This is a genomic window from Streptomyces sp. NPDC058955 (assembly GCF_042741435.1).
Classification (GTDB): domain Bacteria; phylum Actinomycetota; class Actinomycetes; order Streptomycetales; family Streptomycetaceae; genus Streptomyces.
In genome coordinates, this window is record NZ_JBHYKM010000005.1 from 35,880 (window position 1) to 58,092 (window position 22,213).

Genomic DNA, 22,213 nt, shown 5'->3' on the forward strand with positions numbered 1-22,213 from the left:
AGACCCCCACACGCGAGCCCCCAGCCCCCAGCCTCACCCCACTCCCCCCACCCCCCCCCCACCCCCACAACGCTGCCGTTCGCGTCAGGCGCCGTCGCCGCCGCCCAGGTGGTGGACGCGGACCATGTTGGTGGTGCCGGGGACGCCGGGGGGCGAGCCGGCGGTGATGACCATGGTGTCGCCCTCGTTGTAGCGCTGGAGCTTCAGCAGCTCGGCGTCGACGAGGTCGACCATCGCGTCGGTGTTGTCGACGAAGGGGACGAGGAAGGACTCGACGCCCCAGCTCAGGGTGAGCTGGTTGCGGGTGTTCGCGTCCGTCGTGAAGGCCAGGATCGGCTGCTGCGTCCGGTAGCGGGAGAGGCGGCGGGCCGTGTCGCCGGACTGGGTGAAGGCGATCAGCGCCTTGCCGCCGAGGAAGTCGGCGATCTCGCAGGCGGCGCGGGCGACCGAGCCGCCCTGGGTGCGCGGCTTCTTGCCCGGGACCAGGGGCTGGAGGCCCTTGGAGAGCAGCTCCTCCTCGGCCGCGGCGACGATCTTCGACATCGTCTTGACGGTCTCGATCGGGTAGGCGCCGACCGAGGACTCGGCGGAGAGCATGACCGCGTCGGCGCCGTCCAGGATGGCGTTGGCGACGTCGCTCGCCTCGGCGCGGGTGGGCCGCGAGTTGGTGATCATCGACTCCATCATCTGGGTGGCGACGATGACCGGCTTGGCGTTCCGGCGGCACATCTCGACGAGCCGCTTCTGCACCATCGGCACCCGCTCCAGCGGGTACTCGACGGCGAGGTCGCCGCGGGCGACCATGACGGCGTCGAAGGCGGCGACGACCTCGGCCATGTTCTCGACGGCCTGCGGCTTCTCGACCTTGGCGATGACGGGGACCCGGCGGCCCTCCTCGTCCATCACCTTGTGGACGTCCTTGACGTCGGCGGCGTCGCGGACGAAGGAGAGCGCGACCATGTCGCAGCCCATCCGGAGCGCGAAGCGGAGGTCCTCGACGTCCTTCTCGGAGAGGGCCGGGACGTTGACCGCCGCGCCGGGCAGGTTGATGCCCTTGTGGTCGGAGATCACGCCGCCCTCGATGACGACCGTCTTGACCCGGGGGCCCTCGACCTCGACGACCCGCAGCTCGACGTTGCCGTCGTTGATGAGGACCTGGTCGCCCTTGGAGACGTCCCCCGGGAGGCCCTTGTAGGTGGTGCCGCAGATGGACTTGTCGCCGGGGACGTCCTCGGTGGTGATGGTGAACTCGTCCCCGCGGACCAGCTCGACCGGACCCTCCGCGAAGGTCTCCAGCCGGATCTTGGGGCCCTGGAGGTCGGCCAGCACGCCGACGGCGCGGCCGGTGTCGGTGGCGGCCTTGCGGAGACGGTCGTACCGCTCCTGGTGCTCTGCCTGGGTCCCGTGGCTCATGTTGAAACGGGCCACGTTCATGCCGGCCTCGATGAGAGCCTTCAGCTGCTCGTACGAGTCGACGGCGGGGCCCAGCGTGCAGACGATTTTGGAACGGCGCATGAGGCGGATCCTATCGGTTTGTTTCGCTGCGGAATATTCCGGCTGGTGGAAAGTACAAATGGGCGCGGGCCCGCTCAGGCGTTCACTCCTTCGAGTGGCTACCCGCTCACGAGTGCGTAGCTCTGACGGGCGATCTCCAGCTCCTCGTCGGTCGGCACCACGGCCACCGCCACCCGGGCGTACTCGGGCGAGATCACCCGCGGCTCGTCCGACCGCACGGCGTTGAGGCCGGCGTCCACGGCGAGGCCCAGCTCCTCCAGGCCGGCGATGGCCGCCTCCCGTACCGGCGCGGCGTTCTCGCCCACGCCGGCGGTGAAGGCGACCGCGTCGACGCGGCCGAGCACCGCGTAGTACGCGCCGATGTACTTCTTCAGCCGGTGGACGTAGATGTCGAAGGCGAGCGCGGCCCGCTCGTCGCCCTCGTCGATCCGGCGCCGGATCTCGCGCATGTCGTTGTCGCCGCACAGCCCGACGAGCCCCGACCGCTTGTTGAGCAGGACGTCGATCTCGTCCGCCGACATCCCCGCCACCCGCTTGAGGTGGAAGGTGACCGCCGGGTCGATGTCGCCGGAGCGGGTCCCCATGACCAGGCCCTCCAGCGGGGTCAGGCCCATCGAGGTGTCCACGCAGCGGCCGCCGCGCACCGCCGAGGCGGAGGCGCCGTTGCCGAGGTGCAGCACGATCACGTTCACCTCCTCGGGCGCCTTGCCGAGCAGCTTCGCGGTCGCCCGGGAGACGTACGCGTGCGAGGTGCCGTGGAAGCCGTAGCGGCGGATCCGGTGCGCGTCGGCGGTCTCCACGTCGATCGCGTACCGGGCCGCCGCCTCCGGCATCGTGGTGTGGAAGGCGGTGTCGAAGACGGCGACCTGCGGCAGGTCGGGGCGGAGCGCCATGGCCGTGCGGATGCCGAGCAGGTTCGCCGGGTTGTGCAGCGGCGCCACCGGCACGAGCCGCTCGATCTCGGCGATCACCTCGTCGTCGATGACGGTCGGCTCGGTGAACCGCAGCCCGCCGTGCACCACCCGGTGGCCGATCGCGGCCAGCTCGGGGGAGTCCAGGCCGAGCCCGTCCGCCGCCAGCTCCTCGGCGACCGCCTTCAGCGCCGCCGCGTGGTCGGGGATCGGCCCGGTCCGCTCGCGCTTCGCGCCGCCCCCGCCCTGGAGCGGGGTGTGGGCGAGCCGGGAGGTGTCCTCGCCGATCCGCTCCACCAGGCCCTGGGCGAGCCGGCTGCCGTCGCCCATGTCGAGGAGCTGGTACTTCACCGAGGAGGACCCGGAGTTCAGGACGAGGACGCGGGTGGGGGTGCCGGTCATGCGGGAAGCTCCTCAGCCGGGGCGGGGACCTGGGACTGGATCGCCGTGATGGCGACCGTGTTGACGATGTCGCTGACGAGGGCGCCGCGCGAGAGGTCGTTGACCGGCTTGCGCAGGCCCTGGAGGACCGGGCCGACGGCGACGGCGCCGGCCGAACGCTGCACCGCCTTGTAGGTGTTGTTGCCGGTGTTGAGGTCCGGGAAGATCAGCACGGTCGCCTGGCCGGCCACCTCCGAGCCGGGCAGCTTGGTCGCCGCCACGGAGGGCTCCACGGCCGCGTCGTACTGGATCGGGCCCTCGATCCGCAGCGCCGGGTGTGCCTCGCGGACCAGCTTGGTGGCCTCGCGGACCTTGTCGACGTCGGCGCCGGAGCCGGAGGTGCCGGTGGAGTACGACAGCATCGCGATCCGCGGGTCGACGCCGAAGCGGGCCGCGGTGGCCGCCGACTGCACGGCGATGTCCGCCAGCTGCTCCGCGTCCGGATCCGGGTTGACCGCGCAGTCGCCGTACACCAGCACCTTGTCGGCGAGGCACATGAAGAAGACCGAGGAGACGATCGAGGCGTCCGGCTTGGTCTTGATGATCTCGAAGGCCGGGCGGATGGTCGCGGCGGTCGAGTGGACCGCGCCGGAGACCATGCCGTCGGCCAGGCCCTCCTGGACCATCAGGGTGCCGAAGTAGTTCACGTCCGAGACGACGTCGTACGCCAGCTCCACCGTGACGCCCTTGTGGGCGCGGAGCGCCGCGTACTTCTGGGCGAAGTCGTCCCGCAGCTCGGAGGTCTGCGGGTCGATCAGCTGGGTGTCCCGCAGGTCCACGCTCAGGTCGGCGGCCTTCTTGCGGATGGCCTCGACGTCGCCGAGCAGGGTGAGGTCGCAGACGTCCCGGCGCAGCAGCACGTCGGCGGCGCGCAGCACCCGCTCCTCGGTGCCCTCGGGCAGCACCACCCGGCGCCGGTCGGCCCGCGCCTGCTCCAGGAGTTCGTGCTCGAACATCATCGGGGTGACCCGGCCGCTGGGCGCCACCGAGATCCGCTTGAGCAGGTCGGCGGTGTCCACGTGCCGCTCGAAGAGGCCGAGCGCGGTCTCCGCCTTGCGCGGGGTGGCCGCGTTCAGCTTGCCCTCCAGGGCGAAGAGTTCGGCGGCGGTCGGGAAGCTGTTGCCGGGCACGGAGATCACCGGGGTGCCGGGGGCGAGCCGGGCGGCCAGGGTGAGGATCGCGTCGGTGGGCCGCTCGTCCAGGGTGAGCAGGACGCCGGCGATCGGGGGCGTGCCGGCCGAGTGGGCGGCGAGCGCGCCGACGACCAGGTCGGCGCGGTCCCCGGGGGTGACGACCAGGCAGCCGGGGGTCAGCGCGTTGAGGAAGTTCGGCAGCATCGCGCCGCCGAAGACGAAGTCCAGGGCGTCGCGGGCGAGCCCGGCGTCGTCGCCGAGGACGACGGTGGCGCCGAGCGCGTGGGTGATCTGGGCGACGGTGGGGGCGGCGAGCGCCGGCTCGTCCGGGAGGACGTAGCAGGGGACGGGCAGTCGGGCGGTCAGCCGCTCGGCGATGGCCTCGCGGTCCTCGGCCGCCACCCGGTTGACGACCATCGCGAGGACGTCGCAGCCCAGGCCGTCGTAGGCGCGGAAGGCGTTGCGGGCCTCGGCGCGCACGGACTCGGAGGGCTGGCCCTTGCCGCCGACGACCGGGATGACGGAGGCGCCGAACTCGTTCGCCAGGCGGGCGTTGAGGGCCAGCTCGTCGGGGAGCTGGGTGGCGGCGAAGTCGGTGCCGAGGACGAGGACGACGTCGTAGTCGCGGGCGACCGCGTGGAAGCGGTCGACCAGCCGGGAGACCAGCTCGTCGGTGCCCTGCTCGGCCTGGAGCGCGGACGCCTCGTGGTAGTCCATGCCGTAGACCGCGGCGGGGTCCTGGGTCAGCCGGTAGCGGGCGCGCAGCAGGTCGAAGAGGCGGTCGGGGCCGTCGTGCACCAGGGGGCGGAACACCCCCACGCGGTCCACCTGTCGGGTGAGGAGCTCCATGACTCCCAGCTCGACGACCTGGCGGCCGTCCCCGCGGTCGATCCCGGTCACGTACACGCTGCGCGTCACGCCGTGGTCTCCTGTCCAGTCCTGCGGTAGGGGCCCGTCCCGTGGAAGGGCCGTCCTGCGTGAGGGCCCGGCCCGTCCTCGGGGCCCGGCCCTCGCCCTGCGTCAACCCTCGTCCTCGAAAAGAAGCCGATAGGGCGGCATTACCCCCTTGACAATACCCCCGCACCTGGGTAGGTCGCCCGCCGTACGAAGGGCCCTCCCCGAGGGACGAAAGGCCCCCCGTTCGGCCCCGCGCCCGGCACGCGCGGAGCAGCGGCGAACGCCCCGGACGGATCCGCCGTGTGAGAATCGAAACGGCTCAAACGGACCGCGACCGAGCAGGAGACACAGCACGATGCGCATCGGAGTCCTCACCGCAGGCGGCGACTGCCCCGGCCTGAACGCAGTGATCCGGTCGGTCGTGCACCGGGCCGTGACCAACTACGGGGACGAGGTCATCGGCTTCGAGGACGGCTACGCCGGACTCCTCGACGGCCGCTACCGCCCCCTCGACCTCAACGCCGTCAGCGGCATCCTGGCCCGCGGCGGCACCATCCTCGGCTCCTCCCGGCTGGAGCGCGACCGCTTCGCCGCCGCCTGCGACAACGCCAAGGCGCTCGTGGAGAAGAGCGGCTTCGACGCCCTCATCCCGATCGGCGGCGAGGGCACCCTGACCGCCGCCCGGATGCTGTCCGACGCGGGCGTGCCGGTCGTCGGCGTCCCCAAGACCATCGACAACGACATCTCGTCGACCGACCGCACCTTCGGCTTCGACACCGCCGTCGGCGTCGCCACCGAGGCGATGGACCGGCTGAAGACCACCGCCGAGTCCCACCAGCGGGTGATGGTCGTCGAGGTGATGGGCCGCCACGCCGGCTGGATCGCCCTCGAATCCGGCATGGCCGGCGGCGCCCACGGCATCTGCCTCCCCGAGCGCCCCTTCGACCCGGCCGACCTGGTCAAGATGGTCGAGGAGCGCTTCGCCCGCGGCAAGAAGTTCGCCGTCATCTGCGTCGCCGAGGGCGCCCACCCGGCCGAGGGCACGATGGACTACGGCAAGGGCGAGATCGACCAGTTCGGCCACGAGCGCTTCCAGGGCATCGGCACCGCCCTCGCGTACGAGCTGGAGCGGCGGCTCGGCAAGGAGGCCCGCCCGGTCATCCTCGGCCACGTCCAGCGCGGCGGCACCCCGACCGCGTACGACCGCGTCCTCGCCACCCGCTTCGGCTGGCACGCGGTGGAGGCCGTGCACCGCGGCGACTTCGGCAACATGACCGCGCTGCGCGGCACCGACGTGGCGATGGTGCCGCTGGCCGAGGCCGTCACCCAGCTGAAGACGGTCCCGGCGGACCGGATCCGGGAGGCCGAGTCGGTCTTCTGACCGCTCCTCGCCGTACCAGGACGGAGGTCCCGCCGAGCGGGACCTCCGTCGTCTTTCTCCAGGGGTACTAGTGCCCCACCGCCGCCCAGAAGTGGTCGGTGATCGCCTCCAGGTACGCCCGGCCCTCGTCGCCCGTCGCCCCCGACGCGCCCCAGCTGGACGTCGCCGCCATATGGGCGTGGTACTCGGCGTGCAGCCGAGCGAGCGCCGGCTCCACCACCTGCTTCGGCAGCGGCAGCATCCGCACCGTCGGCTTCACGTACGCCTGCCAGCGGGTCGTCGCCGCGTCCCGCAGCAGCTCCGCGAGGCGTCCGTCGCCGCCGGTGGCGGTGATCAGCGCCCGCGGGCCGAGGCCGAGGACCTGGGCGAGCGCGGCCGTCTGCCGCTCGGTGCCCTTCCAGTCGCCCGCGTCCTCCATCCGGCGGTACGCGTGTGCGGCGACGCCGACGTGCCGGGCCAGCTCCTCCACGGAGAGCCCGCGCGCCACCCGGTGCTCCCGCAGGGTGGAGGCGACGGCGATCAGGTCGGCGGGCGAGCACCACAGGACGCCGGCGAGGGCGGTCAGCTCCTGTTCGCTCGGCGCGAGGGTGCCGCGCTCCCAGGCGGCGACGGTGTCGGGGGTGACGGAGAGGCCGTACTGGGCGCGCAGGCCGTACGCGACATGGCCCGGTGCCATGCCGAGCCCTTGGCGCAGGCGGCGCGCGGCCGGGGCGTCGAAGGGAGGAGAGGGATGGTGCACCACGCCACGGTAGGCACGCGCCCCGACGGATGGCTACGGTGCGTTCATCTGAGGCCACGGCCTGTAGGAAGGTGGGAACCGGCCGGTAATCGGGACGTGACGTCCGGTGAGCGGAGACCGCCCCCCGGGGCGTCGCTCAGCGGCCGCCGCCGCGCCAGCGGTACTGGAGTTCCGGGCGGCCGATCTGGCCGTACTGCGGGGCCCGGACCGCACGGCCCTCGGTGACCAGGTGCTCCAGGTAGCGCCGGGCGGTGATCCGCGAGATGCCGACCGCCGCGCCCGCCTCGGCGGCGGTCAGACCGGCCGGCGACTCCCGCAGGGAGCGGGTGACCGACTCCAGGGTCGGACCGCTCAGCCCCTTCGGCAGCGTCGCCGGCTGCGGGGCGCGCAGCGCGGCGAGCGCCCGGTCGACCTCGTCCTGCCCGGACGCCTCGCCGGCCGCGCCCCGGAACTCGGCGTACCGGGTCAGCCGGTCCCGCAGGGTGGCGAAGGCGAAGGGCTTGAGGACGTACTGGACCACCCCGAGGGAGACCCCCTCGCGGACCACGGCCAGATCGCGCGCCGAGGTCACCGCGATGACGTCCGCCCCGTGCCCGGCGGCCCGCAGCGCCCGCAGCAGGGCGAGCCCGTGCCCGTCCGGCAGGTAGAGGTCGAGCAGGATCAGGTCGACGGGCACCCGGTCGAGCAGCCGCACCGCCGCCGCCCGCGAGTGCGCCACCCCGACCACCCGGAAGCCCTCCACCCGGCCCGCGTAGAGCGCGTGCGCGTCGGCGGCGACCGGATCGTCCTCGACCACCAGCACCCGGATCTCCTGCGGCCCGTTCACCTGTCGCCTCCGGCGGGGGTACGGGGGAGCGGCACCCGGACCGTGAAGCGGGCGCCGCCCTCCGGCGCCTCGTCCACGGTGAGGGTGCCGGCCGCCCGGGTGACGGCCTGCCGGACCAGCGCCAGGCCGAGCCCGCGGCCCGGGCCCCGGGTGGACCAGCCCCGGCCGAGCACCGCGTCCCGGTCGGCGGGGCGGACGCCGGGCCCGCTGTCGCCGACCCGGAGCAGCAGCTCGCCGTCGCCGGAGCGGGCCGCGACCGTGACGGTCACGCGCGCGTGCGGGGTGCCGCCGGCCGCCTCCACCGCGTTGTCCACGAGATTGCCCAGGACCGTGACGAGGTCCCGCGGCGCCAGCGCCGGCGGGAGCAGCCCGTCGTCGATCCGGCTGTCCTCGGTGAGGACCAGCTCCACGCCCCGCTCGTTGGCCTGCGCCGCCTTGCCCAGCAGCAGCGCCGCGAGGACCGGCTCGCCGACCGCGTCCACCACCCGGTCGGTGAGCGCCTGGGCCAGCTCCAGCTCCGCCGTCGCGAACTCCACCGCCTCGGTCACCCGCCCCAGCTCGATCAGCGACACCACCGTGTGGAGCCGGTTCGCCGCCTCGTGAGCCTGCGAGCGCAGCGCCTCCGTGAAACCGCGCTGCGAGTCCAACTCCCCGGACAGCGCCTGGAGTTCGGTGCGGTCCCGGAGCGTCACCACGGTGCCGCGCCGCTCCCCGCCGACCACCGGGCGGGTGTTGACGACGAGGACCCGGTCGTCGGTCAGATGGGTCTCGTCCACCCGGGGCTCCGAGGAGAGCAGCGCCCCGGTCAGCGGCGCCGGGAGCCCCAGCTCGGCGGCCGACCGGCCGACCACCCCCTCGTCCAGGCCCAGCAGCTCCCGCGCCCCGTCGTTGATGAGCGCGATCCTGCGCCGCCCGTCGAGCATCACCAGGCCCTCCCGCACCGCGTGCAGCGCGGCCTCGTGGTAGTCGTGCATCCGGCTCAGCTCGGCGGCGTTCATCCCGTGGGTGTGCCGTCGCAGCCGCGCGTTGACCACGTACGTCCCGGCGCCGCCGAGCGCGAGCGCCAAGCCCGCCATGCCGAGCAGCGCGGCCACCTGCTCCCGCACCTGCGCGCTGATCCGCTCGATGGTGATGCCCGCGCTGACCAGGGCGACCACCCGGCCGCCGTCGAACACCGGCGTGATCGTCCGCACCGACGGGCCGAGCGTCCCCGGGTACGTCTCCGAGTAGGTCTCGCCGCGCAGCGCCGGCTCGATGTGCCCGAGGTAGTGGCGGCCGATCCGGTCGGGCTCCGGGTGCGTCCACCGCGTCCCGTCCGGCGCCATGATCACCACGAAGGCCACGTCCGCCCGCCGGCGCAGCTCCTCCGCGTACGGCTGGAGCGCGGCGGACGGATCGGCGGTGCGGACCGCCGCCACGACGGACGGCGAGCCGGCGACGGCCGTCGCGGTCGCCGTGGACTGCCGGCGCGCGGTCTCCTCGGCCTGCGCCCGGTCCGTGACGTACGCGAAGACCGCGCAGCCCGCCACGACCGCGGCCATCAGCACGACCTGCATCGCGAAGAGCTGGCCGGCCAGGCTGCGGGGCCGCGGCAGGGGGAGGGGGCGGAAGTGCGGGAGACGCATGCGGCAAGTGTGCACGCCGGGATTTGCTCCGGGGTATTGCGTTCCCGAATCGTTCTCCGCGGAAGCGGCGGGCGCGCGTTTCGGCCATGAACGAAACGTACGCAACGGTGACCCCGGTCACAGGCTGATGGATAGTCGCGGAGTCCACCGGGACGTGGACACCCATCAGCACGAGGAGGACCCCGTGGCCGCTCGCCGGGACCGTACCCACTATCTGTATCTGGCCGTGATCGGCGCCGTGCTGCTCGGCATCGGCGTCGGATTCCTCGCCCCGGGCGTGGCCGTCGAGCTGAAGCCGCTGGGCACCGGCTTCGTGAACCTGATCAAGATGATGATCTCGCCGATCATCTTCTGCACGATCGTGCTGGGCGTCGGCTCGGTCCGCAAGGCCGCGAAGGTGGGTGCGGTCGGCGGCCTCGCGCTCGGCTACTTCATGGTGATGTCGACCGTCGCACTCGCGATCGGCCTCGTCGTCGGCAACCTCCTGGAGCCCGGTTCCGGCCTCCACCTCACCAAGGAGCTGGCCGAGGCCGGCGCCAAGCAGGCCGAGGGCGCGAGCGAGGGCACCGCCGACTTCCTGCTCGGGATCATCCCGACGACCCTGGTCTCCGCCTTCACCGGCGGCGAGGTCCTGCAGACCCTCCTCGTCGCCCTCCTCGCGGGCTTCGCGCTCCAGGCGATGGGCCCGGCCGGCGAGCCGGTCCTCCGCGGCATCGGGCACATCCAGCGGCTCGTCTTCCGGATCCTCTCCATGATCATGTGGGCGGCCCCGGTCGGCGCCTTCGGCGCCATCGCCGCCGTCGTCGGCGCGACCGGCCTCGACGCGCTGAAGTCGCTCGCCGTCATCATGGTCGGCTTCTACGTGACCTGCGCCCTCTTCGTCTTCGTCGTCCTCGGCACGCTGCTCCGGCTGGTCGCCGGGGTCAACATCTGGTCGCTGCTCAAGTACCTGGGCCGCGAGTTCCTGCTGATCCTCTCGACCTCCTCCTCCGAGTCGGCGCTGCCCCGGCTGATCGCGAAGATGGAGCACCTGGGCGTCTCCAAGCCGGTCGTCGGCATCACCGTCCCCACCGGCTACTCCTTCAACCTCGACGGCACCGCCATCTACCTCACGATGGCCTCGCTCTTCGTCGCCGAGGCGATGGGCGACCCGCTCTCGATCGGCGAGCAGATCTCCCTCCTCGTCTTCATGATCATCGCCTCGAAGGGCGCCGCCGGCGTCACCGGCGCCGGTCTCGCGACCCTCGCCGGCGGCCTCCAGTCGCACCGCCCCGACCTGGTCGACGGCGTCGGCCTGATCGTCGGCATCGACCGCTTCATGAGCGAGGCCCGCGCCCTCACCAACTTCGCGGGCAACGCCGTCGCCACCGTCCTCGTCGGCACCTGGACGAAGGAGATCGACCGGACGCGGGTGACGGAGGTCCTGGCGGGGAAGTTCCCCTTCGACGAGAAGACGTTCGCCGACGACCACGACGGACACGACCTCACCGACGCCCCCGGAGCCGTGCCCGACCAGCGCGACCAGGGCGAGGAGCGCGCCCGCGCCGGCGTCTGACCGCCCCGAACCTCCTCCCGGGACCCGGGCCTTGAGCCGGATCCGGGCACCGGGAGGAACCCGCCCCGCGAAAAAGGCCCTTGACACCGTCAAGGGCCTCCGCGTCAGAATGGGCGCACTCACGTCGCGTGTCGGTCCGCGCTCGAAAGCGGAGACATGGAGGCAAGAGGACAGGAGAGGGCGGCAGTTGCCTCTCGACTTCAATGTCAGCGTCATCGAAGAATTCCGCACCAACGCCGGTCGACTCGGCGGCCCCTTCGAGGGATGGGTGCTCCTCCTCCTCACCACCACCGGCGCCAGGTCCGGCAGGGAACACACCACTCCGCTCGGCTTCGTCGAGGACGGCGACCGGCTCCTCGTCGTCGGCTCGGCCGGCGGCTCCGACCGCCACCCGGACTGGTACCGCAACGTCCTCGTCCACCCCACGGTGACCGTCGAACTCGGCGCGGACACCTGGCGGGCCACCGCCGTCGCCGCCACCGGCGCCGAGCGGGACGCGCTCTTCGCGAAGGTCGTCGCCGCCGCTCCCGGCTACGCCGACTACCAGAAGGCCACCGACCGGGTCCTGCCCGTCGTCGTCCTGCACCGGATCCCGGCCGACGACTACACCCCGCCGACCCGGCTCGACGCCCTCGCCGACGAGCTGGTGAAGATCCACGACTGGCTGCGCGGCGAACTCGCGGCCCTCGCCGACGGCCTCGCCGCGCCGGGCGCCGCCGACCTCACGGTGGAGCTCCGCCGCCACTGCCTCACCTTCTGCGCCGGTCTCGCCCACCACCACGGCGGCGAGGACGCGGGCCTCTTCCCGTACCTGGTCCGGGAGTTCCCGGAGAAGGCGGGCGTCTTCGAGCGGCTGCGCGCCGAGCACGACACCGTCGCCCGCGCCCTGGACGGACTGCGGGGGCTGCTGGCCCGGGTCGACGAGACCGGCCCGGCGGAGCTGCGCCCCGAGTTCGACCGGCTGCGGACGGAGCTGGAGACGCACTTCGCGTACGAGGAGGCGGAGATCGTCCCGCTCCTCAGAGCGGCCGGCTGAGTCGGCGTCCCGGCGCCGCATTCCGCACGGGCGCACGAAAAAACCCCGGCTGAATTGACAGTCGGGGTGGTGCGGCGCCTATATTGGTGAATTCCGTGTACGCGTCCTGCGCTTATGCCGGACAAATTCGCGGAGCATTTCACTAAAGGCACTGTATCGCGCTGGGAGTCGAATTGTCAACCGAGCCAATTCGGGAAGAGCAGAAATTCATCACCTCGCTCTACGCGCGGCTCGACGACCTGAGGGACCGGGCCGAGGCCGCCGTCGGCGAGGCGCTCAGGACGCCCGGGACCGGGAGCGCGCAGTCGCGCCTGGAGCGGGACATCATGGTGGCCGAGCAGTCCGGGCTGCTCGCCGCCTTCAACGCCGGCGAGACCGGGCTCTGCTTCGGCCGGCTGGTCTTCCGGGACGGGCGCGACCACCACATCGGGCGCATCGGCCTGCGCGAGGACGACCCGCAGCGGACCCCGCTCGTCGTCGACTGGCGGGCCGACATCGCCCGCCCGTTCTACCTCGCCACCGGCCACGAGCCGATGGGCCTCACCCGCCGCCGGCACCTCACCACCCGGGGCCGCGAGGTCGTCTCGCTGCACGACGAGGTCCTCGACCTCGCCGACCGCACCCGCTCCGGCCACGAGGGCCGGGACGCCGACGAGGTGCTGCTCGCCGCCCTCGACGCCGCCCGCACCGGGCGCATGCACGACATCGTGCAGACCATCCAGGCCGAGCAGGACGCCATCATCCGCTCCCCGCACGCCGGCGTCCTGGTCGTCGAGGGCGGCCCCGGCACCGGCAAGACCGCGGTCGCCCTGCACCGCGCCGCGTACCTGCTCTACGCCCACCGCGAGCAGCTCGCCAAGCGGGCCGTCCTCATCGTCGGCCCCAACCCGGCCTTCCTCGGCTACATCGGCAACGTGCTGCCCTCGCTCGGCGAGACCGGCGTCCTGCTCGCCACCCCCGGCGAGCTGTACCCGGGCGTCCACGCCACCGCCGCGGACACCGCCCGCGCCGCCGCCGTCAAGGGCGACGCCCGGATGGCCACCGCCCTGGCGGAGGCCGTACGCGACCGGCAGCAGGTCCCCGCGCGGGGCGCCCCGCGCGTCGTCCCGCACGAGGACGGCGACCTGGTCATCGACTGGGACATGGCCCTGGAGGCCCGCCACAAGGCCCGCGAGACCGCCCTCCCGCACAACCTCGCCCGCCCCTACTTCGCCTTCCGGATCCTCGACGCGCTCGCCGCGCAGCTCGCCGACCGGATCGGCGCCGACCCGTACGGCGGCCCCAACTTCCTCGGCCCCGACGACATCGCCCTGCTCGCCAAGGGCATCGCCGCCAACCCCGACGTGCACGCCGCCATCGACACCCTCTGGCCGGACCTCACCCCCGAGGACTTCCTCGCCGACTACCTGGCCGAGCCCACCCACCTCCCCGAGGAGGACGCGGCGGCGATCCGCCGCGACGGCGGCGCCTGGACCCCGGGCGACGTGCCGCTCCTCGACGAGGCCGCCGAACTCCTCGGCCACGACGACTCGGCCGCCCGCGCCGCCCAGGAGGCCGAGCGGCAGCGCCAGGTGCAGTACGCCCAGGGCGTCCTCGACGTCTCCTTCGCCTCCCGCACCTACGAGTTCGAGGACAAGGAGGAGCTGGACGAGGACGCCTCCGAGGTGCTGTCCGCGCACGACATCATCGACGCCGAGCGGTTCGCCGAGCGGCACGAGGAGGCCGACCACCGCACCGCCGCCGAGCGGGCGGCCGCCGACCGCACCTGGGCCTTCGGCCACATCATCGTCGACGAGGCGCAGGAGCTGTCCGCGATGCAGTGGCGGCTGCTGATGCGCCGCAGCCCCACCCGCTCGATGACCCTGGTCGGCGACCCCGCCCAGACCGGCGACCCGGCCGGCGTCGGCGCGTGGGACGCGATCCTCGCCCCGTACGTGCAGGACCGGTGGCAGCACGTGCGGCTCGGGGTCAACTACCGCACGCCCGCCGAGATCATGGCGGTCGCCGCCGCCGTGCGCCGGGCCGACGACCCCGCCTTCGAGCCGCCCGGCTCGGTCCGCTCCACCGGCGTCGAGCCGTGGGACCGCACGGTCGAGGACCCGGTGAAGGAGACCGCCGACGCGGTCGCCGCCGAACTCGGCGGCGAGGGGCGGATCGCCGTGATCGCCCCGCCGGAGCTGCTGCCCGGCCTGGTCGCGGCGCTGCCCGACGCCTCGTACGGCCCGAAGCCCGACCTCACCCGCCCGGTGGTCCTCCTCGACCCCCGCCAGGCGAAGGGCCTCGAATTCGACACGGTCCTCGTCGTCGACCCGGACGGCATCCGGGCCGGCGCCGCGCACGGCACGAACGACCTGTACGTGGCGCTGACCCGGGCCACCCAGCGGCTCGGGATCGTCAGGCGGGCCTGAGCCAGACCGTCGCGAGCGGCGGCAGCGTCATCCGGACGCTCGCCGCCCGCCCGTGCCACGGCACCGACTCGGTCTTCACCGGGTCGGTGCCGACCACGTCCGAACCGCCGTACCGGGACGCGTCCGTGTTGAGCACCTCGCCCCAGGCGGCGAAGGCGTCCGGCACCCCGATCCGGTAGTCGTGCCGGACCACCGGGGAGAAGTTGCAGACGGCGAGCAGCGGCGAGCCGAAGGCGTCGTAGCGGAGGAAGGCGAGGACGTTGTCGTCGGCCGCGTCCCCGACCACCCACTCGAAGCCCTCCGGCACGGTGTCCCGCTCCCACAGCGAGGGCGTCGCCGTGTAGACCCGGTTCAGGTCCCGCACCAGGTCCTTCACGCCCCGGTGGTCGGCCTCGGCGCCGTACTCCGGGTCGAGCAGCCACCACTCCGGCCCGTGGTCCGCCGACCACTCCGAGCCCTGCGCGAACTCCTGCCCCATGAAGAGGAGCTGCTTGCCCGGGTGGGCCCACATGAAGCCCAGGTAGGCGCGGTGGTTGGCGCGCCGCTGCCACCAGTCGCCGGGCATCTTCGACACCAGCGCCCGCTTGCCGTGCACCACCTCGTCGTGCGAGATCGGCAGGATGTAGTTCTCGCTGTACGCGTACACCATCGAGAAGGTCATCTCGTGGTGGTGGTACTTGCGGTGCACGGACTCCTTCTCCATGTACTGGAGCGAGTCGTGCATCCAGCCCATGTTCCACTTCATGCCGAAGCCGAGCCCGCCGTGACCGCCCGGGCCGACCAGGTCCGTCGCCCGGGTCACCCCGTCCCAGGCCGTCGACTCCTCGGCGAAGGTCACGATGCCGGGGCAGCGGCGGTAGACCGTGGCGTTCATCTCCTGGAGGAAGGCGACCGCGTCCAGGTTCTCCCGGCCGCCGTACTCGTTCGGCAGCCACTCGCCGTACTCGCGCGAGTAGTCGAGGTAGAGCATCGACGCCACCGCGTCCACCCGCAGGCCGTCGACGTGGAACTCCTGGCACCAGTAGACCGCGTTGGCGACGAGGAAGTTCCGCACCTCCTTGCGGCCGTAGTCGAACTCCAGGGTGCCCCAGTCCGGGTGGTGCGAGCGGCGCGGGTCCGCGTGCTCGTACAGCGGCCGCCCGTCGAACTCGGCCAGCGCCCAGTCGTCCTTGGGGAAGTGGGCCGGCACCCAGTCCATCAGCACCCCGATGCCGGCCCGGTGCAGGGCGTCCACCAGGTACTTGAAGTCGTCCGGGGTGCCCAGCCGGGCGGTCGGCGCGTAGAAGCCGGTGACCTGGTAGCCCCAGGAGCCGCCGAAGGGGTGCTCGGTGACCGGCATGAACTCCACGTGGGTGAAGCCGAGTTCCCGCACGTACGCGGGCAGCTCGTCAGCCAGCTGACGGTAGGTCAGGCCCGGGCGCCAGGACGGCAGGTGGAGCTCGTAGACCGAGATCGGCGCCTCGTGCGGCGGCCGGGCGCCGCGCCGCGCCATCCACTCCTGGTCGCTCCACTCGTAGTGCGAGGCGGTGACGATCGAGGCGGTGTCCGGCGGGCACTCGGTGCGCCGGGCCATCGGGTCGGCCCGCACGGTGTGCGAGCCGTCGGGGCGGGTGATGTCGTACTTGTAGACCGCCCCCTCCCCGATGCCGGGCACGAACAGCTCCCACACGCCGGTCGAGCCGAGCGAGCGCATCGGCAGTCCGGTGCCGTCCCAGTGGACGAAGTCGCCGGTGACCCGGACGCCGCGGGCGTTCGGCGCCCAGACGGCGAAGCGGGTGCCGGAGACCCCGCCGTGGGTCATCACCCGGGAGCCCAGCGCCGTCCACAGCTCCTCGTGCCGGCCCTCGCCGATCAGGTGCAGGTCCAGCTCGCCGAGCGAGGGCAGGTGCCGGTACGGGTCCTGGACGACGAGCTCCGGCCCGTCGTCGTACCGCACGCGGAGCTCGTACGACGGGATCTTCCGCAGCAGCGGCACCAGCGCCGAGAACAGGCCGTCGCCCTCGTCGCGCAGCTCGACCTTCCGCCCCTTCGGCAGCACGGCCGTGACGCTGCGCGCCCAGGGGCGCAGCGCCCGCAGGACGACCCCGCCCTTCACCGGGTGGGCGCCGAGCAGCGCGTGGGGATCGTGGTGCTCCCCGGCGAGCAGCCGCGCGCGCTCGCCGGGTTCGATCGGGGGCGCCGTGCGGGGCGTCTTGGCGGTCACCGGAAGCCTCCTGAAACGTCGAAAAGGGTACGAAATAGGCAACTCCCTCGCCGGGTGCCAGGACACTCCGCCGAACGGGCCATCTCGCCCGCCAGGGGCCGCCCGCTCACCGGGTGGTGGCGAGGCGGTGGATGGCGGACATGGGCACGGGGAGCCAGTCCGGGCGGTGCCGGGCCTCGTAGACGACCTCGTACACCGCCTTGTCGGTCTCGTAGGCCCGCAGCAGCGCGGGGTCGGTGCGGGGGTCCGCGCCGGCGACCTCGGCGTAGCCGGTGCAGTACGCGGCCCGGCAGCGGGCCGCCCAGTCGGCGTTCCACGGCCGGTGGGTGCGGGCCGCGTAGTCGAAGGAGCGGAGCATGCCGGCGACGTCGCGGACGGTCGGCTGCGGGCGGCGCCGCTCGTCGAGCGGCTTCGCCGGTTCGCCCTCGAAGTCGATGACGGCCCAGGCGCCGTCCGAGCCGCGCAGGGTCTGCCCGAGGTGCAGGTCGCCGTGGATGCGCTGGACCACGCCGGCCCCCTCCGCGTCGCCGGCCGCCGCGAAGACGGCCCGCAGGCCGGGGACGTACGGCAGGAGCGCGGGGACGGCCTGGGCGGCGGCGTGCAGCCGCCGGTCCATCGCGGCCGCCAGGCCCTCGGTCTCGGCGCGCGGCAGCCGCTGGGTGGGCAGGGCCTCGGCGAGGGCGAGGTGGACCTCGGCGGTGGCCCGCCCGAGCGCCCGCGCCTCGGCGGCGAACTCCCGCCCCGCAGCGAGGGCGTCGAGCGCGAGCCGCCAGCCGTCCCGGGAGTCGCGCAGGTAGGGCTGGAGCACGCCCAGCGTCGCCGCCCCCGACTCGAACCAGGCCACCGGGGCCGGGACGCGGGCGCAGCCGGCCCGGTCGAGGGCGAGGGGGAGTTCCAGGTCCGGGTTGGCGCCGGGGCTGACCCGGCGGAAGATCTTGAGGATGTACGCGTCGCCGAAGACGAGCGAGGAGTTGGACTGTTCGGCGTCGAGGACCCGGGGGGCGAGCGCCCCGGGCAGGGCGCGGGTGGCGTGGAAGCGGAGCGGTCCGGTGCGGCCGGGGGTGCGCAGCCGCTCGTACAGGAGCCCGGCGAGGCGCGGGTCGCGCAGTCCCTCGTAGACGGCGCGGCCGGCCAGCGGGCCCTGCCGGACGCGGCCGATGAGGGCGGGGGCGAGGCGCGGCGGCAGCTGGGTCCGTACGCCGAGGAGGAGTTGGTAGCAGTCGGCGGGTTCGCCGGCCGGGCGGCCGGGCTGTTCGACCCGCAGCAGGAGGTGGAGGAGTCCGGGGCCGGCGCCGTCCAGGGGCAGCAGCTCGGTGGCCGCGTCCAGCGTGAATCCGGTGACCCGGCGGCCCTTGCCCGCGAACCAGCGCTGCCGGGGCAGCCATTCGTGGAGCAGGGGCGTCAGGGCCGGGAGGAGGGCGTCCGGGGCCCGGGTGGTGGATGCGGTCTCCGGCATGGCATCGCGTCCTTTCCCCGGGGCGCGCAGATGGTTGTCGTATGCGTTCAAATGCGCAGATTGTCCCGGATGGCGGCTGGGGCTGTCCGGATGTGCGGGACGTGTCGGAAAGGGAAGATCCATATGGATGGACCCGGATGGGGCGGGTTCGTGTGTGGGACACAGTTCCCAGAGTGGGACGGGGGAAACCGTCCCACCCCGGCGGATCAGGAGCTGACGTGTCGTCAACTCCGCTTCATGCGGAACCAGTAGAAGCCGTGACCGGCCAGCGTCAGCAGGTACGGCAGCTCGCCGATCGCGGGGAACTCCACCCCGCCGATCAGCTCCACCGGCCGCATCCCGGCGAAGCGCCGCAGGTCCAGCTCGGTCGGCTGTGCGAACCGCGAGAAGTTGTTGACGCACAGCACGAGATCGTCGCCGTCCTCACGGAGGAAGGCGAGCACCGACGGGTTGGACGCCGGGAGTTCGGTGTACGTGCCCGTCCCGAAGGCCCGGTTCTGCTTGCGGATCTCGATCATCCGCTTCGTCCAGTGCAGCAGCGAGGACGGCGAGGCCATCCCCGCCTCGACATTGGTCACCTGGTAGCCGTGGACCGGGTCCATGATGGCCGGCAGGTAGAGCCGGCCCGGGTCGCAGGAGGAGAAGCCCGCGTTCCGGTCCGGGGTCCACTGCATCGGGGTCCGCACCCCGTCCCGGTCGCCCAGCCAGATGTTGTCGCCCATGCCGATCTCGTCGCCGTAGTAGAGCACCGGCGAGCCCGGCAGCGAGAAGAGCAGCGCGGTGAACAGCTCCATCTGCTTGCGGTCGTTGTCCAGGAGCGGGGCGAGCCGCCGCCGGATGCCGATGTTCGCCCGCATCCGCGGGTCCTTGGCGTACTCGGCGTACATGTAGTCGCGTTCCTCGTCCGTGACCATTTCGAGGGTGAGCTCGTCGTGGTTGCGGAGGAAGATGCCCCACTGGCAGCCGGAGGGGATCTCCGGGGTCTTCGCCAGGATCTCCGAGACCGGGTACCGGGACTCGCGCCGCACGGCCATGAAGATCCGCGGCATGACCGGGAAGTGGAAGGCCATGTGGCACTCGTCGCCGCCGGAGCGGAAGTCGCCGAAGTAGTCGACCACGTCCTCGGGCCACTGGTTGGCCTCGGCGAGGAGCACCGTGTCCGGGTAGTGGTCGTCGATCTCCTTCCGGACCTCCTTCAGGAAGGTGTGGGTGGCCGGCAGGTTCTCGCAGTTGGTGCCCTCCTGCTGGTACAGGTACGGCACCGCGTCCAGCCGGAAGCCGTCGATCCCCAGGTCCAGCCAGAACTTCAGCGCCGACAGGATCTCCTCCCGCACCGCCGGGTTCTCGTAGTTGAGGTCCGGCTGGTGCGAGAAGAAGCGGTGCCAGTAGTACTGCTTGCGGACCGGGTCGAAGGTCCAGTTGGAGGTCTCCGTGTCGACGAAGATGATCCGGGCGTCCGCGTACTGCTTGTCGTCGTCGGCCCAGACGTAGTAGTCGCCGTACGGGCCCTCCGGGTCGCGCCGCGACTCCTGGAACCACGGGTGCTGGTCGCTGGTGTGGTTCATGACGAAGTCGATGATCACGCGCATCCCGCGCTGGTGCGCCGCGTCCACGAACTCCACGAAGTCGGCGAGGTCGCCGAACTCGGGGAGGACCGAGGTGTAGTCGGCGACGTCGTACCCGCCGTCGCGCAGCGGGGACTTGAAGAACGGCGGCAGCCAGAGACAGTCCACGCCGAGCCACTGGAGGTAGTCCAGGCGGGACGTGATGCCCTTCAGGTCGCCGACGCCGTCGCCGTTGCTGTCCTGGAAGGAGCGGACCAGGACCTCGTAGAAGACGGCCCGCTTGAACCAGTCGGGGTCGCGGTCCTTGGCGGGGGTGTCCTCGAAGGTGTCGGGGACGGGATCGTTGACAGTCATGAGGTGGGTGACCCTCCGGTCTGCGGGGACGGTCGCAGGACGAGCACGTGCGCGGGCGTGACGCCCGGTTCCAGGCGCACGTAGGCGTTCCTGCCCCAGTGGTAGGTGGCTCCGGTGAGCTCGTCGCGCACCGGCGCGGTCTCGTGCCAGCCGAGGCCGAGTTCCGGCATGTTCAACGAGACCGTCGCCTCCTGGGTGTGGTGCGGGTCGAGGTTGACGACCACCAGAACGGTGTTCGAACCCGACTTCTTGGAGTACGCGATCACCTGCGCGTTGTCCGTCGTGTGGAAGGTCAGGTTCCGCAGCCGGCGGAGCGCCGGGTGGCGGCGCCGGATCCGGTTCAGCGAGGTGATCAGCGGCGTGATCGTCGCGCCCGCCCGCTCGGCCGACTCCCAGTCGCGCGGCCGCAGTTGGTACTTCTCCGAGTCCAGGTACTCCTCGCTGCCCGGGCGCAGCGGGGTGTTCTCGCACAGCTCGTACCCGGCGTAGATCCCCCAGGTCGGCGACAGCGTCGCCGCCAGCACCGCGCGCGCCTCGAAGGCCGGCCGGCCGCCCTCCTGGAGGTAGGCGTGCAGGATGTCCGGGGTGTTCACGAAGAAGTTGGGCCGCATCTGGGCCGCCACGTCACCGGACAGCTCGGTCAGGTACTCGGTCAGCTCGTCCTTGGTGTTCCGCCAGGTGAAGTACGTGTAGGACTGCTGGAAGCCGATCGCGCCCAGCGTCCGCATCATCGCCGGCCGGGTGAACGCCTCCGCCAGGAAGATCACGTCCGGGTCCGCGCCGTTGACCTCCCCGATCACCCGCTCCCAGAACACCACCGGCTTGGTGTGCGGGTTGTCCACCCGGAAGATCCGCACCCCGTGGTCCATCCAGTGCCGCAGCACCCGCACGGTCTCCGCGACGATCCCGTCCATGTTGTCGGCGGCGCCGTCGAACGCGATCGGGTAGATGTCCTGGTACTTCTTCGGCGGGTTCTCCGCGTACGCGATCGACCCGTCCGCCCGGTGGTGGAACCACTCCGGGTGCTTCTCCACCCACGGGTGGTCCGGCGAGCACTGCAGCGCGAAGTCCAGCGCGATCTCCAGGCGCAGTTCACGGGCCCGGGCCACGAAGGCGTCGAAGTCCTCGATCGTGCCCAGGTCGGGATGGACCGCGTCGTGCCCGCCCTCCGGCGAACCGATCGCCCACGGCACGCCCACGTCGTTCGGGGACGCCGACAGGGCGTTGTTCGGGCCCTTGCGGTGGGTCTCGCCGATCGGATGGATCGGCGGCAGATAGACCACGTCGAAGCCCATCGCCGCGATGGCCGGGAGCCGTTCGGCCGCGGTGCGGAAGTTCCCCGGCACCGTACGGCCCTTGACCTTCCGCACGCCCTCCGAGCGCGGGAAGAACTCGTACCAGGAGCCGTACAGCGCCCGCTCCCGCTCCACCCGCAGCGGGAACGCCGGGGAGGAGGAGACCAGTTCGCGCAGCGGATGCCGGTCCAGGGTCTCCGTCACCCGCGGCGCCAGCGCCGCCGCGAGCCGGGCCGCCGCCGGCGTCGACGCGTCGCGCAGCGCGTCCGCCGCCGCCAGCACCGCCTCGCGCCCGCCGCCCTTCTTCGGGACGCCCTTGGCGGCCCGCTCGTGCAGCTCCGCGCCCTCGGCCAGGACGAGTTCGGAGTCGATCCCGGCCGGGATCTTGATCCTCGCCGCGTGGCGCCAGGTCGCCAGCGGGTCGCTCCACGCCTCGACGGTGTACGTCCACAGGCCCTCGGCGTCCGGGGTGACCTCGGCACCCCAGCGGTCGGAGCCCTCGGCCAGCTCGCGCATCGGGGTCCACGGCCCCGGCCGGCCGGTCGGGCCGGTCAGTACGACATTGGCGGCGACCGCGTCGTGGCCCTCGCGGAAGACGGTCGCCGACACCTCGAAGGTCTCGCCGGCCACCGCCTTCGCGGGGCGCCGGCCACAGTCGACCAGCGGGCGGACGTCCAGTACGGGAATGCGTCCCATGAGCGGATTCACAGCATCACCTGATGGTTTGCGGGGGTGCGGGTGGTGGTGCGCTCTTTCTAGCCGCGCCGGAGGCCGGGGGGAGGACGGCATCGCCGCGCCCCTCCGCGTTCACTCGGATGGCGGGCCCACAGGGATGAAGACGGGTACGGGGAGGACGGATTCGGGGGTGACGGG

At 72.6% G+C, this 22,213-nt stretch carries 14 protein-coding genes; 4 read left to right on the plus strand and 10 right to left on the minus strand.

Annotated elements, in window-relative coordinates:
• Positions 1 to 84: 84 nt before the first annotated feature.
• The 3 genes from pyk to pta all read right to left on the minus strand — a co-directional run bounded on the left by pyk (position 85) and on the right by pta (position 4,918).
• A complete protein-coding gene (pyk, locus tag ACFW1I_RS03785) occupies positions 85 to 1,515 on the minus strand; it encodes a pyruvate kinase (RefSeq protein WP_384665728.1) in 1,431 nt (476 codons plus the stop codon).
• Between the two features lie 98 nt (positions 1,516 to 1,613).
• Complete coding sequence (locus ACFW1I_RS03790; RefSeq protein WP_384665729.1) at positions 1,614 to 2,828, minus strand: acetate kinase; 1,215 nt, start codon at positions 2,826 to 2,828, stop codon at positions 1,614 to 1,616.
• A complete protein-coding gene (pta, locus tag ACFW1I_RS03795) occupies positions 2,825 to 4,918 on the minus strand; it encodes a phosphate acetyltransferase (protein WP_384665731.1) in 2,094 nt (697 codons plus the stop codon). Before pta ends, ACFW1I_RS03790 begins: the two co-directional genes overlap by 4 nt.
• Before the next feature lie 334 nt (positions 4,919 to 5,252).
• Between pta and ACFW1I_RS03800 the strand changes: the two genes are divergently transcribed.
• A complete protein-coding gene (locus ACFW1I_RS03800) occupies positions 5,253 to 6,278 on the plus strand; it encodes a 6-phosphofructokinase (protein ID WP_384665733.1) in 1,026 nt (341 codons plus the stop codon).
• Positions 6,279 to 6,345: 67 nt separating this feature from the next.
• On the opposite strand, the gene ACFW1I_RS03805 is transcribed toward ACFW1I_RS03800, so the two are convergent.
• The 3 genes from ACFW1I_RS03805 to ACFW1I_RS03815 form a co-directional block, all read right to left on the minus strand.
• Entirely contained in the window at positions 6,346 to 6,954 is a 609-nt protein-coding gene (locus tag ACFW1I_RS03805; protein WP_384665887.1) for a helix-turn-helix transcriptional regulator, read from the minus strand.
• A 199-nt stretch (positions 6,955 to 7,153) separates the two neighbouring features.
• Positions 7,154 to 7,843, minus strand: a complete 690-nt coding sequence (locus tag ACFW1I_RS03810; RefSeq protein WP_384665735.1) for a response regulator — start codon at positions 7,841 to 7,843, stop codon at positions 7,154 to 7,156.
• A complete protein-coding gene (locus tag ACFW1I_RS03815) occupies positions 7,840 to 9,468 on the minus strand; it encodes an ATP-binding protein (RefSeq protein ID WP_384665737.1) in 1,629 nt (542 codons plus the stop codon). Before ACFW1I_RS03815 ends, ACFW1I_RS03810 begins: the two co-directional genes overlap by 4 nt.
• Before the next feature lie 127 nt (positions 9,469 to 9,595).
• Between ACFW1I_RS03815 and ACFW1I_RS03820 the strand changes: the two genes are divergently transcribed.
• The 3 genes from ACFW1I_RS03820 to ACFW1I_RS03830 all read left to right on the plus strand — a co-directional run bounded on the left by ACFW1I_RS03820 (position 9,596) and on the right by ACFW1I_RS03830 (position 14,467).
• Positions 9,596 to 11,023: a cation:dicarboxylate symporter family transporter gene (locus ACFW1I_RS03820; RefSeq protein WP_384665739.1), complete on the plus strand. Its 1,428-nt coding sequence runs from the start codon at positions 9,596 to 9,598 to the stop codon at positions 11,021 to 11,023.
• Between the two features lie 187 nt (positions 11,024 to 11,210).
• Positions 11,211 to 12,059: a nitroreductase/quinone reductase family protein gene (locus tag ACFW1I_RS03825; protein ID WP_384665741.1), complete on the plus strand. Its 849-nt coding sequence runs from the start codon at positions 11,211 to 11,213 to the stop codon at positions 12,057 to 12,059.
• Between the two features lie 173 nt (positions 12,060 to 12,232).
• On the plus strand, positions 12,233 to 14,467 hold the full coding sequence (locus ACFW1I_RS03830; RefSeq protein ID WP_384665743.1) for a HelD family protein: 2,235 nt from the start codon (positions 12,233 to 12,235) through the stop codon (positions 14,465 to 14,467).
• On the opposite strand, the gene glgB is transcribed toward ACFW1I_RS03830, so the two are convergent.
• From glgB to ACFW1I_RS03850, 4 genes are all read right to left on the minus strand, one after another.
• Positions 14,454 to 16,670, minus strand: a complete 2,217-nt coding sequence (gene glgB, locus ACFW1I_RS03835; protein ID WP_384665745.1) for a 1,4-alpha-glucan branching enzyme — start codon at positions 16,668 to 16,670, stop codon at positions 14,454 to 14,456. The two genes, ACFW1I_RS03830 and glgB, sit on opposite strands and share 14 nt — an antisense overlap.
• A gap of 106 nt (positions 16,671 to 16,776) precedes the next feature.
• Positions 16,777 to 18,126 (minus strand): maltokinase, encoded by a 1,350-nt coding sequence (locus ACFW1I_RS03840; RefSeq protein ID WP_384665747.1) that lies wholly within the window; start codon positions 18,124 to 18,126, stop codon positions 16,777 to 16,779.
• Between the two features lie 224 nt (positions 18,127 to 18,350).
• A complete protein-coding gene (gene treS / locus ACFW1I_RS03845; RefSeq protein WP_384665749.1) occupies positions 18,351 to 20,045 on the minus strand; it encodes a maltose alpha-D-glucosyltransferase in 1,695 nt (564 codons plus the stop codon).
• On the minus strand, positions 20,042 to 22,036 hold the full coding sequence (locus ACFW1I_RS03850; protein WP_384665751.1) for an alpha-1,4-glucan--maltose-1-phosphate maltosyltransferase: 1,995 nt from the start codon (positions 22,034 to 22,036) through the stop codon (positions 20,042 to 20,044). The genes treS and ACFW1I_RS03850 overlap by 4 nt, the downstream gene beginning before the upstream one ends.
• Positions 22,037 to 22,213: the final 177 nt, after the last annotated feature.

Coding starts and splice junctions, on each gene's coding strand:
- pyk (WP_384665728.1), bottom strand. CDS start 1,515: ATGCGCCGTTCCAAAATCGTCTGCACGCTGGGCCCCGCCGTCGACTCG.
- ACFW1I_RS03790 (WP_384665729.1), bottom strand. CDS start 2,828: ATGACCGGCACCCCCACCCGCGTCCTCGTCCTGAACTCCGGGTCCTCC.
- ACFW1I_RS03800 (WP_384665733.1), top strand. CDS start 5,253: ATGCGCATCGGAGTCCTCACCGCAGGCGGCGACTGCCCCGGCCTGAAC.
- ACFW1I_RS03805 (WP_384665887.1), bottom strand. CDS start 6,954: ATGGCACCGGGCCATGTCGCGTACGGCCTGCGCGCCCAGTACGGCCTC.
- ACFW1I_RS03815 (WP_384665737.1), bottom strand. CDS start 9,468: ATGCGTCTCCCGCACTTCCGCCCCCTCCCCCTGCCGCGGCCCCGCAGC.
- ACFW1I_RS03820 (WP_384665739.1), top strand. CDS start 9,596: ATGGATAGTCGCGGAGTCCACCGGGACGTGGACACCCATCAGCACGAG.
- ACFW1I_RS03840 (WP_384665747.1), bottom strand. CDS start 18,126: ATGCCGGAGACCGCATCCACCACCCGGGCCCCGGACGCCCTCCTCCCG.
- treS (WP_384665749.1), bottom strand. CDS start 20,045: ATGACTGTCAACGATCCCGTCCCCGACACCTTCGAGGACACCCCCGCC.
- ACFW1I_RS03850 (WP_384665751.1), bottom strand. CDS start 22,036: ATGGGACGCATTCCCGTACTGGACGTCCGCCCGCTGGTCGACTGTGGC.